Here is a 13,401-nt window from a genome sequence, read left to right as displayed (position 1 = left end):
TTAAATCAAGAAGTGAAGGAAGTGCCTCAAGTGGCCGCCGCCGGCGTTCACTTCCGGATGCTTCGTTCGCTGTCTTGTCATGCACGCGACCCCCCACACGACCCCCCACGTGAAGCGATGTGATGACCGTGCGCTCATCCTGGCGCCGCCGCGCCTCCCTGTACGCCGCCTCCCTGGCCTGCTGTGCCGCGAGCTTGGCTGCGGTCCCCACCGGCGCGTCCGCCGCCCCGGCGCCCATCGGCAGTCCCGCGAAAGCCGCCGCCGCGGCCACGTTCACCGACGATTTCAACGGCGCCGCGGGCTCGGCCGTCGACGGCGGCAAGTGGCAGATCGAGACCGGCGACAACGTCAACAACCATGAACGGCAGTACTACACCGCGGGCAACAGCAACGCCGCGCTCGACGGCCAGGGCAACCTGGTCATCACGGCCCGCAAGGAGAACCCGAACAACTACCAGTGCTGGTACGGGCGTTGCGAGTACACCTCGGCCCGGCTCAACACCTCGGGCAAGTTCACCCAGGCCTACGGTCATGTCGAGGCCCGGATGAAGGTGCCGCGCGGGCAGGGCATGTGGCCCGCGTTCTGGATGCTCGGGAACGACATCGGCAGTGTCGGCTGGCCGGCGAGCGGCGAAATCGACGTCATGGAGAACGTCGGCTTCGAACCCGGCACGGTCCACGGCACGCTCCACGGCCCCGGATACTCGGGCTCGGGCGGGATCGGCGCGGCCTACACGCTGCCCGGCGGACAGGCCTTCGCGGACGGATTCCACACGTTCGCCGTGGACTGGGCCCCGAACTCCGTCAAGTGGTCGGTCGACGGGAACGTCTACCAGACCCGCACGCCCGCCGACGTCGGCGGCAACCAATGGGCGTTCAACAAGCCGTTCTTCCTGATCCTCAACCTCGCGGTCGGCGGCTACTGGCCGGGTGACCCCGACGGCAGCACGAGCTTCCCCCAGCAGCTCGTCGTCGACTACGTCCACGTCACCACCCAGTAAGCAGGGGGGGTGATGCCCCGGGGCGGCCGGCGTCCTACAGACCCGCCGCCCCGGGACATCGGCGTCTGGTTCACGGTGCCGCGGGGCCGTACCCCGTCAGCTCGTCCGTCAGGGCCACCAGGCGCCGACGCGCCTCCTTGGCGTAGGCCTGTTCGTGGGCGCGCGCGTCCGTGAAGCGGTCGAAGTACCGGCCTGTGGTGGACCCGAGCTCCGGGTCCGTGATCAGCCGCACCGTCGGCCGTACCCCCTCGTCGATTCCCGTTACCGGGGTGAGGCCGTACGCGCGCAGCCCTTCGGTGTCCATGAGATGGGCCGGATGCAGGGCGTTGACCGTGACACCCGTGCCTTCGAGTTCCGCGCCCAGCTCGAACGTCGCCATGATCAGGGCGAGCTTGCTGCGGCAGTACGCCCGCAGCCCTTCGTAGTCCCGCTCCAGCATGACGTCGTCGAAGTCGATGCGCTCCTGCCCCATGGATGCGACGTTGACGACGCGCGCCGGGGCGGAGGCCTTGAGCAGGGGCAGGAGGCCGCGGATCAGGGCGTACGGGGCCAAGTGGTTGACGGCGAACCGCAGTTCGTGGCCCTGCGCGCTCAGCTCCCGCCGCAGCGGCTCCGCGCCACCACCGGCGACCGCGTTGTTGACCAGCACGTCGAGACGGGGTTCGGCGTCGCGGATCCGGTCCGCCATGGCACGCACCTGGTCGAGGTCCGAGAGGTCGGCGAGGTACGTACGGACCGTGGCGTCCGGTGCGGCCGCCCGCACATCGGCGGCAGCCGCTTCGAGCCGGCCCGCGTCGCGGCCGTGCAGGAGGAGGGTGTCGCCGCGCGTGGCGAGGTCGAGTGCGATGCCACGGCCCAGGCCCTGGGTCGCTCCGGTGATCAAGGTGATGCGTGGGTTCATGACGCCCATCCTGGACGGCGCGGCGCCGCGGAGGGGAGAGCGTGCCACGCCCGGTGTTCCCACCACCACTCATCGATCCGCACGTCTCTCCTCCCGCCGTTCGACGACGGCCGCCGCCAGCTCCCGTACGTCGGGGTCCGGGTCGGACACGAGGCGGTCGAGGAGCGCGTCGACCCCGGGCGTCGACCAGCCGGCGACCGCGTCGGCGAGAGCCTCGCGCACCGCCGGCTCCGGGTGGTCGGCGAGCCTGGAGAGGCGTTCCACCGGGCCTCGCCGACGCAGGCCGAACCAGCGCAGCGCCTCGCACAGCGCCGTGGCGTCGCCCGGATCTCCGGCCGCCTCTACGCGTCGCAGCAGGACCGGCGCCGGGGGCGGCGGGCCGTCGTGCGGGTGCGGCCTGCGTTCACGCAGCCGCCGGGACCCGTATTCGCCTCGCACCCGGCAGCCCGCGCACGTGCACGGCACGACGCCGTGCGCGTTGGGGAAGTAGCGCCAGCCGGTCACCTGCCGGACGGCGCGGACGCGCTGCACCTCGCGTTTGGCGACCGCCCGGGGGACGAACACCTCCCACCCGCGCGGGTCGTCCATCGCGGCCACGCGGCGCACCGCGTCACCGGCCGTCGTCGCCAGCGGGTCGCGGTGGTACCGGCCCACCGTGACCGGCTCGTCGTCGGGCAGCCGCACCTGGACGGCGACAAGCCCGCGCGGCCCGCCGTGCCGTGCCAGCTCCCGCAGCCACTGGTGCGTGAGCGTGTACGACGCGAGCACGGGGAAGCAGAACACCCCGCGCCCGCCGTCGGGGTGCCGACTGGCGGCCCGGATACCTGCCCGCCTGATGCGCGCCGCGTTGGCCTGGGGCGTCAGGTGTACGAACATTGCCATGGCCGCGATCCTAGGCGCCGCCGTCCGCAGGCCGACCGGTGTCACTTGCCCAGTTCGGCGGCGCGGGCCGCTCGGCGGGCGAACACGCTGTCCTTCGTATCCTCCATCTCGCCCAGCGCCGCCTTGCGTTCGCGTCGGGCGAGCCGGTCCAGATACGTGCGGCCGTAGAGGTGGTCCGTCTCGTGCTGCAGGCAGCGCGCGAAGTAGCCCCGGCCCTCGATCACCAGCGGATTGCCGTCCTTGTCGCGACCCCGGACGACTGCGCGGTCCGGCCGGGGTACGAGCTTGTAGGGGCCGGGGACCGACAGGCAGCCCTCCGACTCCTCGGCCAGGACGCGCTGCGCGGCGGGCAGTTCGTCGAGGACGGGGTTGGCGATGTGCCCGACATGACGCACGCCCCAGTCGTCCGTGATGTCCCACACGAACAGCTGGAGGTCCACGTCGACCTGGTTGGCGGCGATGGCCGCGCCGTCCGCGACAGCGTTCGTGGCGAACATGTCGTCGATCAGGCGCGCCAGTTCGAGGGTTCCGAACTGCGTCACCTCGCGGCAGCGGCGGTGCAGGATCTCCTCCCCCACGACGGTGATGCGACGCACCGTTCCGCGCGCGACCTCCGGCGGAAGTGCCGGGTAGGAGTCCACCGGAACACCTTGCACCCGCACCATGAGATCTTGTGATGTGCCGTCATTCAGCCGAAAAGTCATGGGTGTTGACGCCTCCTGAGCAGGACGAAGGAGGACCGGGAGCGCATCCCCCGGCCCGACTCGGCACGCTTGACCGACTTGACCGACCGCTTTGCAAAGTAGCACTCTTTGCAAAATGAGCGACGAGGAACGACCCACAGCGCCCGCCGTCTCCGGCTCCGGCTCCGGCTCCGGCTCCGGCCCGTGGATCCCGCCGCACGGAGCGCGCCGGCCTCTGCCCGACCATCCGGTCCGTATCGCGCTCCTCGACCTGCTCGCCGAGGTCGGCACCGTCACGTCCACCGAGGCCGCCGCTCGCCTCGGCCACAGCTCCGGCCTGTGCTCGTTCCATCTGCGCCAGCTCGCGCGCTACGGCCTCATCGAGGAGGCGCCGCCCACGGACGGACGGGCCCGTCCGTGGCAGTTGCGCTGGGAGTCCGACCACCTGACCGACCCGGCCGGCGCAGTGGAGTTCACCGCGCTGACCCACGGCCTCGAGGACGAGAGCCACCGGCACCGCCTCGCCCACCTGGAACAGGCACCGGCAGCGTGGCGTCACGACGAGTCGTTCAGCGCCGTGCTGCGCCTCAGCCCCGACGAGGTGACCCAACTGGCCTCGTCCATCCGCCAGTTGATGACAGATTTCCAGGCGCGTCACGACGCGGCCGCGACGCGCCCGGCGGACACCGTGGCGGTCGCGGCCGTCGCGCGGCTGTTCCCTCTGCTCGACGAGGACGCGGCTCCCTCCCAGCGGCAGACCGAACCCCCGACGGCGTCTAGCGGACCTTGAAGCTGTCCACGATCAGATAGCTGCCCGTCTTCATCACGCCCTTGATCGTGTGCTCGCCCGGCGACAGGCCCGACTTGGTGAACACGGTCCGCTGATGCTGCCGAGTGGGGCTCGAGTTGTCGATCGTGCCCGCTGGCTGCCCGTCCACGTAGAGGTCGACCTGCCCCTCGTCGCTGTTGATCTGGGTGATGACGTCGATCGCCGTGCCGTTGAAGGTGAGCTCGAAGGAGTCGCCCTTGTTCTGTGTGGCGTGCACGTCGTCGGCCCAGCCGCCCGCACCGCCGCGCGAGGCGTTCTTCCAGTCCCAGCCCGAGCCGGCGTACACGACCCCGGACGTGTTGTTGATCTGTTCGCCCGACTCGGGCTTATGGACAGTGAGTTGAGTGGAGGCCTGGTTGCGCCAGATCGTCAGCGGGACGTCGGCGCCCGGGGCCGAGCGGTTGTAGACGCTCCAGAAGCTGTCGCGGCCGGTGACCTTCTTGCCGTCGATGTCCCGGATGACGTCGTTCGTGCGCAGGCCCTGCCGGTACGCCTCCGACGTGGTGGGGACGGTGGGCAGATGCAGACCGTCGTAGTCGGTCAGACCCGTCGCCGACTTGACCGCGTCGGAGTAGATACGTGTCGCCGACGCCCCGAGCAGCGGCTCCTGGAACGCGTCGAGCGTGTCGGTGGGGGTGTCGTCGACCCATTCGAGCGGGGGCGGCGTGGGGCTGCCGGCCTTCCCGAAGCCGTCCATCGCGAAGGGGCGGAACCCGAGGGCGCGGGCCGGGGAGTCCGCCTGGAGCGTGTAGTCGAGTTTCTTCGGGTCGGTGAAGGGCGAGGCTCCGGTGAACTTGGGGTCGGCCGTCACCGAGTGCGTGTCGAGGCCGAGGGTGCGCCACGCGTCGGTGACGCCGGTGACCGGCCTGCCGTTGTTCCAGAACAGGTTGCTGTCGACGGTCGGCTTGCTCTTCGCCATGTCGGCCTGGATCAGGCTGTACGGGGTGCCGGTGACGAAGATGTTCTTCTCCACCGTGTCGCCGCTGTCCGCGTACCAGACGTGGAAGTGGGCGCCGCCGTTGACGAAGATGTTGTTGCGCACGGTCCGGTGGAAGCCCTCGCGGAGCTTCACCCCGCCGTTGAGGAGGAGGTTGTCCTCGATGAGGTAGTTCGAGCTGCCGTCGTCGAGGTCGATGTCCCAGTGCGAGGAGTGGCGGATCCGGTTGTGCCGGATGACGGTGGTGTCCATCGCGTCGAGCTTCGCGTACGACTTCTTCGTCGCGTCGTCGGCGGTCAGCGGCCAGAACCTGTCGCGGCCCCAGGAGTTGATCGGACCGTGGTCGGAGGTCTCCTTGACGCAGTTGAAGATGTCGTTGTTCTCGATGACGTGTCCGCCCCAGGTGCCGTCGTTGATGTCGACGCAGGCGCGGGGTCCGTCGTGGATCGTGTTGCCGTCGACGGTGACGCGCCGGCTCATCGAGATCTGCACGCCGGAGGTCTGCTTCTCGAACTGCCCGTTGTCGTGCATGTAGTTGTCGTTGACGTGGATGTCGCGCGGGTAGTTCTCCGACTTCGGGCCGGGTGTGGTGTCCGTGATGGTCTTGCGCATGCTGTCCCACGTGGACGGCTCGCGCACGGCGTCGCGGTTGCCCACCACGGCCACGTCGGAGGCGCCCGAGTGGCTGAACTCGTTGCCGGAGACGGTGTCTTCGCGGTTGTAGCCGTCGACGAAGAGGGCGTTGCCGCCGACCTGGTCGAAGAGCGAGTCGCGCACGGCGACGTTCTCGGTGTTCTTGAGGTGGACCGCCGCGGCGCGCGCGATCGCCCAGTCGCCGAGCTGGAGCTTCTCGTACGGCTGGTCGAAGAGGGTGCGGTGGGTGCGGGCGAACGTGAAGCCGGAGAAGCTCAGATCGTGCACGGCGTCGTCCGGTCCGCCACCCTGCACCCTGATGAGTTCCTCGAGTTCGGCGGTCTCGATGTGCGCCGAGGCGAGATCGGCGCCCTTCGGAGGGAAGAAGTAGAGCTTGCCGGCCGCTTTGTCGTAGAACCACTCGCCGGGGGCGTCGAGTTCCTCGAAGACGTTCTCCACCATGCGGTACGTGGTGTGCAGGCCGCTGCCGCGGTTGTTGTCGCCCACCCAGTCGAGTTGCGGGGTGCCGTCGGCCTTCAGCCCGGTGACCCGGTAGGAGTTGCCGCCCCACTCCCCCTGGTGCAGGCCTCGTACGAGCGCGGTGGTGGGGTTCTTCCAGCGGGCGGCTCGCTGCGCCGAGATGGCGTCGGCCGCGTAGCCGCCCAGGATCGCGGTCTTGGGGTCGTAGTTGGGGTAGCGGGCGAGGACCTGGCGTTCCCCGTCCAGGAAGAGACCGTCGAAGTCGAGGCCCGCGCCTATGTCGGCGACCTTGACGGTGTCGTTGTACGAGTTCCACCCGGGCCGCAGCGATCGGCCGCCGCTGATGACGACGCGTTCACCGGGTGCCGCGAAGTAGCGGACCGGGGCGCGGTCCGTGCCGGAGTCCTTCGGGCCGAACGTCAGGGTGTGGTCCAGGCGGTAGGTGCCCGCGTGCACCACGACGTCGACGGGTCGCGCCCGGTGCTCGCGCACCTCCTTGCGGGCGGCTTCCTGGGCGCGCTCCACTGTGCGGAAGGGCCTGGCCGCCGTTCCGTTGGCGTGATCGTTGCCGGTGGGCGCCACGTGGAGGGTGACGGTCTTGCCGCCACCCGCGGCCGCCGACGCGGTGGGCGCGGTGGTGGCACCCAAGCCCAGCGTGACACCCACCGCCGCGGCGAGCAGACCGGGGAGCGGGGATCTTCGGCTCTTGCGGAAACCTGGGACGGTACTCACGGGGACTCCTGAGGCCGGGCAGGTCGGGATTGACCATCGATCTACGGACCGAACATCCAACGTTTGATGGACAGTTGGCTCAATTGAGGAGCGTCTGGTCACGGAAGCTATAAATTCATCGGATGACTGTCAAGGGATGCTGCACGCATCGGCTGCCCGATGCCCCGCCGAAGGCATCCGGGCGGGAGAGGTGATCAACTACCCTGCCTGCGACCGCAGCAGCAGACCGGTCACCGCGGTACCCCCGGCTCCCCCATGCTTCCCGGCCCCACGTGGCATACCTCAAGAGATGCGGTCCGTCATGCGCGAAGGCACCCTCGTTCACGCCGCCACCGGCGTTCATCTGGTCCACGGCAGCAACACGAACTGGGTCATCCTGAGCGAGGGCGACGCCGTCACGCTCATCGACTGCGGCTACCCCGGCGACCGGCAGCAGGTCCTGGACTCACTGGCCGCGGCGGGCCACTCCCCCGAAGCGGTTACGGCGATCCTGCTCACCCACGCACACAACGACCACCTCGGGTCGGCCGAGTACCTCAGCCGCACCTTCGACGCCCCGGTGTACGCACACGAGGCCGAAGTCCCCCACGCCCGGCGCGAGTTCCTGCACCAGGTCTCACTCGGCCGGGTCCTGCGCAACAGCTGGCGCCCGGGCGTCCTGCCCTGGGCCGTGCACGCCCTGCGCTCCGGCGGGACGACGGACGCCCGCGTCGACCGGCCCCAGCCGTTTCCCGCTGAGGGTGCCCTCGACCTGCCGGGCCGCCCGGTCCCGGTCCACACCCCCGGACACACCGCGGGCCACTGCGCCTACCACCTCCCCGGCGCGGGCATCGTCATCTCCGGTGACGGCCTGGTCACCGGACACCCGGTCTCGCGCACGCGCGGGCCGCAGCTCCTGCCCACCATGTTCGACAGGGACCGCGACCGCACCCGCGACTCCCTGGACGTGTTCGAGAAGCTCTCGGGCGACATGCTGCTGCCCGGGCACGGCCCGTTGCACCACGGTTCGGTGGGCGAGGCCGCCAGGACGGCACGCGAACGTGCGACTCCGGCTCGGCAGAGGTCGTAAGCGGCGCAGCAGTGGCCGTAAGCGGCCCGCCTGGTCGTAACTGGCCTGCCTCAGTCCTGCGAGCCGGAGCGGCGCCTCGCGGCGTACACACCACCCGCGCCCACGGCGCCCGCCACCAGTGCGGTGCCCGCCAGGAGCTGCGTGACGTCGAGCTTGGAGAGGCTGCCGCCGTCTCCGGCCTCCACGCCCCTCGGCACGGTCGGCACGGTCGGCACGTTCGGCACGTTCGGCACGGTCGGCACGGTCGGCACGGTCGGCGTGGTGGGACGGGCGCCACCTGCGGAGATCTTCAGTTTGGCGGTGCCCCGCTGCCCCTTGCAGTCGAACGTCACGTCGTACTGGGCACCCGGCTTCGCGTCGGGGAAGACCTTGGCCTTCCCCGAACGGCCCGCATTGAGCGTGACGGCGTCGAAGACCGGCCCCGTGACGCGCACGGTCGGCGTCTCGCACCCGGTGGCCTTGAGGGTGACCGTCCCGCCGGGGGACACGGTCGTCGGGGACACCGTGAATCCGAACGGGGTGACATTGTGGCCGCCGCTGTCCGTGCGGCCGTCACCACCGGGGTCGGTACTACCGGAGTCGGTTCCGCTGGAGTTGGTACCACCAGATTCGGTACCGCTGGAGTCGGTACCACCAGAGTCGGTACCGCTGGAGTTGGTAACACCGGAGTCGGTAACACCAGAGTCAGTACCACCAGAGTCGGTACCACCAGAGTCAGTACCGCTGGAGTTGGTAACACCGGAGTCGGTAACACCAGAGTCAGTACCACCAGAGTCGGTACCGCTGGAGTTGGTAACACCAGAGTCGGTAACACCAGAGTCAGTACCGCCGTCGGAGCCGCCGCCACTGTCGGATTCGTTAGCAGTGGTGTTGTCGCCACCGTCGTCCGCCACGGACGCCGGTGCGGTCACGGCCAGAAGCGCGGCGGCGCCGAACAGTGCTGCGGAAGCGAAACCTATGGAACGCACAGTGGACCCTCCAGACAGAAAAACCCCCTGACTGTCGGAACGCTAGGTTCGGCGCTGGACCGCAGCGACCCGGGCGCCGCCGAACGGACCAGCCCCGCGGCGCTCGGCCTGGGTTCACATTCAGTGACCGGCGAAGAGTTCCGTCACGAAGGCGTTGCCGAACTTCCCTGCCGGGTCCAGCTCTTGCCGTAGCCGCCGGAAGTCGGGGGCTCGTTCGTAGAGCGCGGCGACGGTACTGGGAGCCGCCGCCGTCAGCTTCCCCCAGTGGGGGCGCGCCCCGAGCGGCAGCAGCCGCTCCTCGATGGCGCCGATGACCGGGAGTACGTCGTCGGGGCGGCGCACCCACGTGAAGTGAAGGGCGAGGGATGCGCGGCCGTGGCTCGGGCTGAGCCACAGGTCGTCCGCGGCGACCGTCCGGATCTCGGAGACAAGGAGCACCGGGGCGATCCGGTCTCCGAGGGCGCGCAGGGCCGCCATCGCGTCGGCCGCTGCCTCGCGCGGCAGGAGCAGCTCGGACTGGAGCTCCTCGCCGTTGCTCGGGGTGAAGTCGGGCCGGAAGTGGGGAAGCCGCTCGTGCCACGGTCCGGGGACGCCCAGCTGCTCAGTGCAGAAGGCCGGAGGCATGCCGGGGACGGGGTGGCGCGGGCCGTCCGCGAGGACCCCGCCCATCCAGCGGTCTCCCGGCGTGCCGGTCGGCAGCCGGTCGGTGCGGCGTTTCAGCCACACCGTGGCGGTGTCCGCGCGCCAGTCGGTGAACGCGCTGACGCTGTACGCGGCGCCGAACACGGCGTCGAAGTCCTCGGCGATCCGGTCGAGCGGCACGTCGTCGTACACCCACTGGGCGACGTCGAACGCGGGCTCGACGGCGAGGGTCATGGCGACGACGACACCGAGTGCGCCGAGGTTGACGACGGCGCCGGGGAAGCGGTCCGGGTCGGAGGCGCGGTTCAGCGTCGTCCGCGTGCCGTCGGGGCCGATCAGCTCGATCCCGGTCACGGCGGAGGCCAGACCGCGCAGTGCGTCTCCTGAACCGTGCGTGCCGGTGGCGCACGATCCCGCGACCGAGATGTGCGGCAGCGAGGCCAGGTTGGCGAGAGCGAGACCCTGTGCCTGGAGCGCCGAGGCCACCTCCGCGTACCGCATGCCCGCCGAGACGCTCACGGTGGCGCGGTCCTCGGACACCCGCACCCGGCGCGCGAGCCCGTCCAGGAGGACCAGGTCGCCGTCCGTGTCCGCGATGCGGTTGAACGAGTGTCCGCTGCCGAGGACCCGTACCTTCTCGGCGGAGGCGACGGTCCGGCGCAGGTCGTCCTCCGACGCCGGACGGTGGACCCGCGCCGGGCCGAAGGTGACGTTTCCCGCCCAGTTCCGCAGCGGTGTACCGGTCGCCGGCATACGCATGTCCGTTCTCAAGAGGTTCGCGTCTCAGGTCCCGAGAGGTTCGCGTCTCAGGTCCCGAGGGGTTCAGGTCCCCAGTCTCAAGGAGTTCGCGTCTCAAGGAGTTCGCGTTCAACTATTTCGACATCGATGACGCATGTTGCGAAAACTAGAAGGATCTTGCCGGTGCGTCAAGGCGCGGAGGTCCGCTGATCCCCTTGCCCCGTCTCACCCCCTAGAAGTTACGATCCGTACCGTGAACTCCTCAGCGGTGCAGAAGAAGCAGAGGCCGGCGTCCCAGGAGGCCCCCGAGGCCGGCACGGCGACGCTTGCCGAGATCGCCCGCGAAGCGGGAGTCTCCGCTCCGACTGTTTCGAAGGTCCTCAACGGCCGGGCCGATGTCGCTCCGGCCACCCGCGAGCGGGTCGAGGGACTGCTCCGCCGCCACGGCTACCAGCGCCGCAGGGCCAACACCACGGCCATCCCCCTCCTCGAACTGGTCTTCCATGAGCTGGACAGCTCCTGGTCGATGGAGGTGATCCGCGGCGTCGAGAACGTCGCCCGCGAGGAGGGGCTCAGCCTGGTCCTGTCCGAACACGCCGGGCAGCTCAGCATCGGCCAGTCCTGGGTCGACGGCGTCCTCGCCCGCCGTCCCACCGGCGTGATCCTCGTCCTGTCCGGGCTCGACGCCGCCCAGCGGGCGCAGCTCACCAGCCGCGACATCCCGTTCGTGGTGATGGACCCGGCGGGCGACCCCGGGGAAGACGTGCCCGCGATCGGTGCCACGAACTGGCAGGGCGGCCTGGCCGCCACCCGGCACCTGCTGGAACTGGGCCATCGCCGTATCGGTGTGATCGCCGGCCCGGCGGGGATGATGTGCAGCCGCGCCCGGATCGACGGCTACCGGGCGGCCCTGGAGACGGCCGGGGTGGCGTTCGATCCCGCGCTGATCCGCGAGGGAACCTTCCATCACGAGTCCGGCCACGCGGCCGGTCTCGAACTGCTCGGCCTGCCGGACCGGCCGACCGCCGTGTTCGCCGGCAACGACCTCCAGGCGCTCGGTCTCTACGAGGCGGCCCGCGAGCTGGGCCTGCGGATCCCGGACGACCTCAGCGTCGTGGGCTTCGACGATCTGCCCCTCGCCCGCTGGGTGGGTCCGCCGCTGACCACCGTCCGCCAGCCCCTGGTCGAGATGGCCGAGGCCGCCGCGCGGCTGACCCTCGACCTGGCACGGGGCAAGAAGCCCCCGACGCTGCGCATGGACCTGGCGACCCGTCTCGTCGTGCGGAGCAGCACGGCGGCGCCCGCCGAGCGCTAACCCTCGCCCCCTCGCCACGACGCTCATCACCCCTCACGTCCGGCGGCGATCTTCGAAACTGTCGGCGCGCATCGTCTGCGCCCCCTTCGGCGGCCAGAACCGGGCCGCCCCGTCGTCATGCCCTTTCGCCACAAGGACATGACCTGCGCCAGACGCTCCACCGATAACGCTTCGGAAACCCGCACTCCGAGGGTTGACCGCCCCCTCGGCGCGCCTTAGCGTCACACCGCCCAGCATATTTCGCTCCTTCGACCGACACTTTCGAGAGGCTTCAAAGATGAAGACACCCGCACGGATCTCCCGCGCCGTCGCCGCAGGTGTGGCGCTCGCCCTCGGTCTGACCCTGTCGGCCTGTGGCGGCGGCTCCTCCGACTCGGCAGGCGGCGGGGGCTCCGACAAGATCCACGTGCTGGTGTACGGGGACGCGGCCAACAAGGTCGAGAAGCAGCTCGTAGCCACCTTCAACAAGACGTCGAAGGTCAAGGCGGTCCTCGACACCATCCCGGGCGCCGACTACCAGCAGAAGCTGCAGACCATCATCAGCACCCCGCAGGCCCCCGACATCTTCTTCAACTGGGGCGGCGGCAGCATCAAGCCCTTCGTCGACGCCGACCTGCTGCTGCCGCTCGACGACTTCATCAAGAAGGACCCGGCCCTCAAGTCCAGCTTCCTGCCGTCGGTCTTCGACAGCGCGTCGGTGAACGGGAAGCCGTACGGCGTCCCGATGCGCGGCACGCAGCCGGTGCTGCTCTTCAACAACAAGAAGGTCCTGGCCGACGCCGGTGTCACGCCGCCCAAGACCTGGGAGGACCTGCTCGGCGCGGTGAAGGCGCTCAAGGCCAAGGGCGTCACCCCGATCGCGCTCGGCGGCGGCGACCAGTGGCCGACGCTGATGTGGTTCGAGTACCTCTACGACCGTGTCGCCGGCCCTGAGGTCTTCCAGAAGGCGCTCGGCGGCGACAAGAGCGCCTGGGAGAGCGCGGGCAGCAAGAAGGCCCTCGGCATGATCAGGCAGCTCGTCGACGCGGGCGCCTTCGGCACCAACTACGACTCGGTCAAGTTCACCGACCAGGGCTCGCCCACGCTGCTCGCCACCGGCAAGGCCGGCTTCGAGCTCATGGGTTCGTGGGAGTACTCGACCCAGCAGGACTCCCACCCCGCGTTCGCCAAGAAGGACCTCGGCTACTCCTCGTTCCCGACGGTCGCGGGCGGCACGGGCGACGTCGGCAACCTCGTCGGCAACACCAACAACTTCTACTCCGTGATGAAGAAGACGAAGCATCCCGAGGCCGTCGCCGCGTTCCTGAAGCTCCAGTACTCCGACGAGTTCGTGAAGGCGCAGCTGGGCATCGGCAACCTGCCGACCACGACCAACACGGAGAAGTTCCTCGGCGCCTCCGCGAGCCCGGCGTACTCGAAGTACCAGTTCGACCTCGTGAAGAAGGCCCCGTCGTTCCAGCTCTCGTGGGACCAGGCCTACCCCCAGTCCGCCTCGACGCCCATGCACCAGGCGGTCCAGCAGTTCTTCAACGGCGGGCTCGACACCGACGGCTTCATCAAGGCCATGCAGGCCTTGCCCACCGCGTGAGAC

At 69.8% G+C, this 13,401-nt stretch carries 11 protein-coding genes; 5 read left to right on the top strand and 6 right to left on the bottom strand.

The features are described from left to right. The first annotated feature begins 122 nt into the window (after nucleotides 1-122). The gene (locus OHA58_RS35155; protein ID WP_266666671.1) at nucleotides 123-1,001 is read left to right on the top strand and encodes a glycoside hydrolase family 16 protein; all 879 of its coding nucleotides are present in this window, start codon (nucleotides 123-125) and stop codon (nucleotides 999-1,001) included. Between the two features lie 70 nt (nucleotides 1,002-1,071). Here the strand turns inward: OHA58_RS35155 and OHA58_RS35150 are convergent, their stop codons facing one another. From OHA58_RS35150 to def, 3 genes are all read right to left on the bottom strand, one after another. Then, the gene (locus OHA58_RS35150) at nucleotides 1,072-1,902 is read right to left on the bottom strand and encodes an SDR family NAD(P)-dependent oxidoreductase (RefSeq protein ID WP_405483750.1); all 831 of its coding nucleotides are present in this window, start codon (nucleotides 1,900-1,902) and stop codon (nucleotides 1,072-1,074) included. Nucleotides 1,903-1,971: 69 nt separating this feature from the next. Beyond that, nucleotides 1,972-2,784 carry a HEAT repeat domain-containing protein gene (locus tag OHA58_RS35145; RefSeq protein ID WP_405483749.1) on the bottom strand — a complete coding sequence of 271 codons (813 nt, stop codon included), beginning with the start codon at nucleotides 2,782-2,784 and terminating at the stop codon, nucleotides 1,972-1,974. A gap of 41 nt (nucleotides 2,785-2,825) precedes the next feature. After that, nucleotides 2,826-3,488, bottom strand: a complete 663-nt coding sequence (def, locus tag OHA58_RS35140; RefSeq protein WP_405483748.1) for a peptide deformylase — start codon at nucleotides 3,486-3,488, stop codon at nucleotides 2,826-2,828. Between the two features lie 115 nt (nucleotides 3,489-3,603). Here def and OHA58_RS35135 point away from each other — a divergent pair, with 115 nt between their 5' ends. Then, nucleotides 3,604-4,257: an ArsR/SmtB family transcription factor gene (locus OHA58_RS35135; RefSeq protein WP_405483747.1), complete on the top strand. Its 654-nt coding sequence runs from the start codon at nucleotides 3,604-3,606 to the stop codon at nucleotides 4,255-4,257. Here the strand turns inward: OHA58_RS35135 and OHA58_RS35130 are convergent. Beyond that, the gene (locus tag OHA58_RS35130) at nucleotides 4,244-7,078 is read right to left on the bottom strand and encodes a right-handed parallel beta-helix repeat-containing protein (protein WP_405483746.1); all 2,835 of its coding nucleotides are present in this window, start codon (nucleotides 7,076-7,078) and stop codon (nucleotides 4,244-4,246) included. The genes OHA58_RS35135 and OHA58_RS35130 overlap by 14 nt on opposite strands. Nucleotides 7,079-7,379: 301 nt before the next feature. On the opposite strand from OHA58_RS35130, the gene OHA58_RS35125 reads away from it, so the two are divergent. Beyond that, complete coding sequence (locus OHA58_RS35125; protein WP_405483745.1) at nucleotides 7,380-8,147, top strand: MBL fold metallo-hydrolase; 768 nt, start codon at nucleotides 7,380-7,382, stop codon at nucleotides 8,145-8,147. A gap of 50 nt (nucleotides 8,148-8,197) precedes the next feature. Here OHA58_RS35125 and OHA58_RS35120 read toward each other — a convergent pair whose 3' ends face one another. Together OHA58_RS35120 and OHA58_RS35115 are read right to left on the bottom strand one after the other, a co-directional pair. Further along, nucleotides 8,198-8,650: a hypothetical protein gene (locus tag OHA58_RS35120; protein ID WP_405483744.1), complete on the bottom strand. Its 453-nt coding sequence runs from the start codon at nucleotides 8,648-8,650 to the stop codon at nucleotides 8,198-8,200. 585 nt (nucleotides 8,651-9,235) lie between these two features. Beyond that, nucleotides 9,236-10,510: an FAD-binding protein gene (locus OHA58_RS35115; protein WP_405483743.1), complete on the bottom strand. Its 1,275-nt coding sequence runs from the start codon at nucleotides 10,508-10,510 to the stop codon at nucleotides 9,236-9,238. A 253-nt stretch (nucleotides 10,511-10,763) separates the two neighbouring features. Here OHA58_RS35115 and OHA58_RS35110 point away from each other — a divergent pair, with 253 nt between their 5' ends. Together OHA58_RS35110 and OHA58_RS35105 are read left to right on the top strand one after the other, a co-directional pair. After that, nucleotides 10,764-11,810 (top strand): LacI family DNA-binding transcriptional regulator, encoded by a 1,047-nt coding sequence (locus OHA58_RS35110; protein WP_405485335.1) that lies wholly within the window; start codon nucleotides 10,764-10,766, stop codon nucleotides 11,808-11,810. Between the two features lie 277 nt (nucleotides 11,811-12,087). Next, the gene (locus OHA58_RS35105) at nucleotides 12,088-13,398 is read left to right on the top strand and encodes an ABC transporter substrate-binding protein (RefSeq protein WP_405483742.1); all 1,311 of its coding nucleotides are present in this window, start codon (nucleotides 12,088-12,090) and stop codon (nucleotides 13,396-13,398) included. The last annotated feature ends 3 nt before the right edge of the window (nucleotides 13,399-13,401 follow it).

The organism is Streptomyces sp. NBC_00009, from assembly GCF_045040855.1.
GTDB classification, from domain to species: Bacteria; Actinomycetota; Actinomycetes; order Streptomycetales; family Streptomycetaceae; genus Streptomyces; species Streptomyces aureus.
The sequence above is the reverse complement of the archived record's forward strand: the minus strand, read 5'-3'. Positions and strand labels throughout refer to the sequence as shown.

What these genes read in the sequence shown, in the direction of transcription:
- OHA58_RS35115 (WP_405483743.1), bottom strand. Translation starts at nt 10,510, where the DNA reads ATGCCGGCGACCGGTACACCGCTGCGGAACTGGGCGGGAAACGTCACC.
- def (WP_405483748.1), bottom strand. Translation starts at nt 3,488, where the DNA reads ATGACTTTTCGGCTGAATGACGGCACATCACAAGATCTCATGGTGCGG.
- OHA58_RS35135 (WP_405483747.1), top strand. Translation starts at nt 3,604, where the DNA reads ATGAGCGACGAGGAACGACCCACAGCGCCCGCCGTCTCCGGCTCCGGC.
- OHA58_RS35145 (WP_405483749.1), bottom strand. Translation starts at nt 2,784, where the DNA reads ATGGCAATGTTCGTACACCTGACGCCCCAGGCCAACGCGGCGCGCATC.
- OHA58_RS35105 (WP_405483742.1), top strand. Translation starts at nt 12,088, where the DNA reads ATGAAGACACCCGCACGGATCTCCCGCGCCGTCGCCGCAGGTGTGGCG.
- OHA58_RS35125 (WP_405483745.1), top strand. Translation starts at nt 7,380, where the DNA reads ATGCGCGAAGGCACCCTCGTTCACGCCGCCACCGGCGTTCATCTGGTC.
- OHA58_RS35155 (WP_266666671.1), top strand. Translation starts at nt 123, where the DNA reads ATGACCGTGCGCTCATCCTGGCGCCGCCGCGCCTCCCTGTACGCCGCC.
- OHA58_RS35150 (WP_405483750.1), bottom strand. Translation starts at nt 1,902, where the DNA reads ATGAACCCACGCATCACCTTGATCACCGGAGCGACCCAGGGCCTGGGC.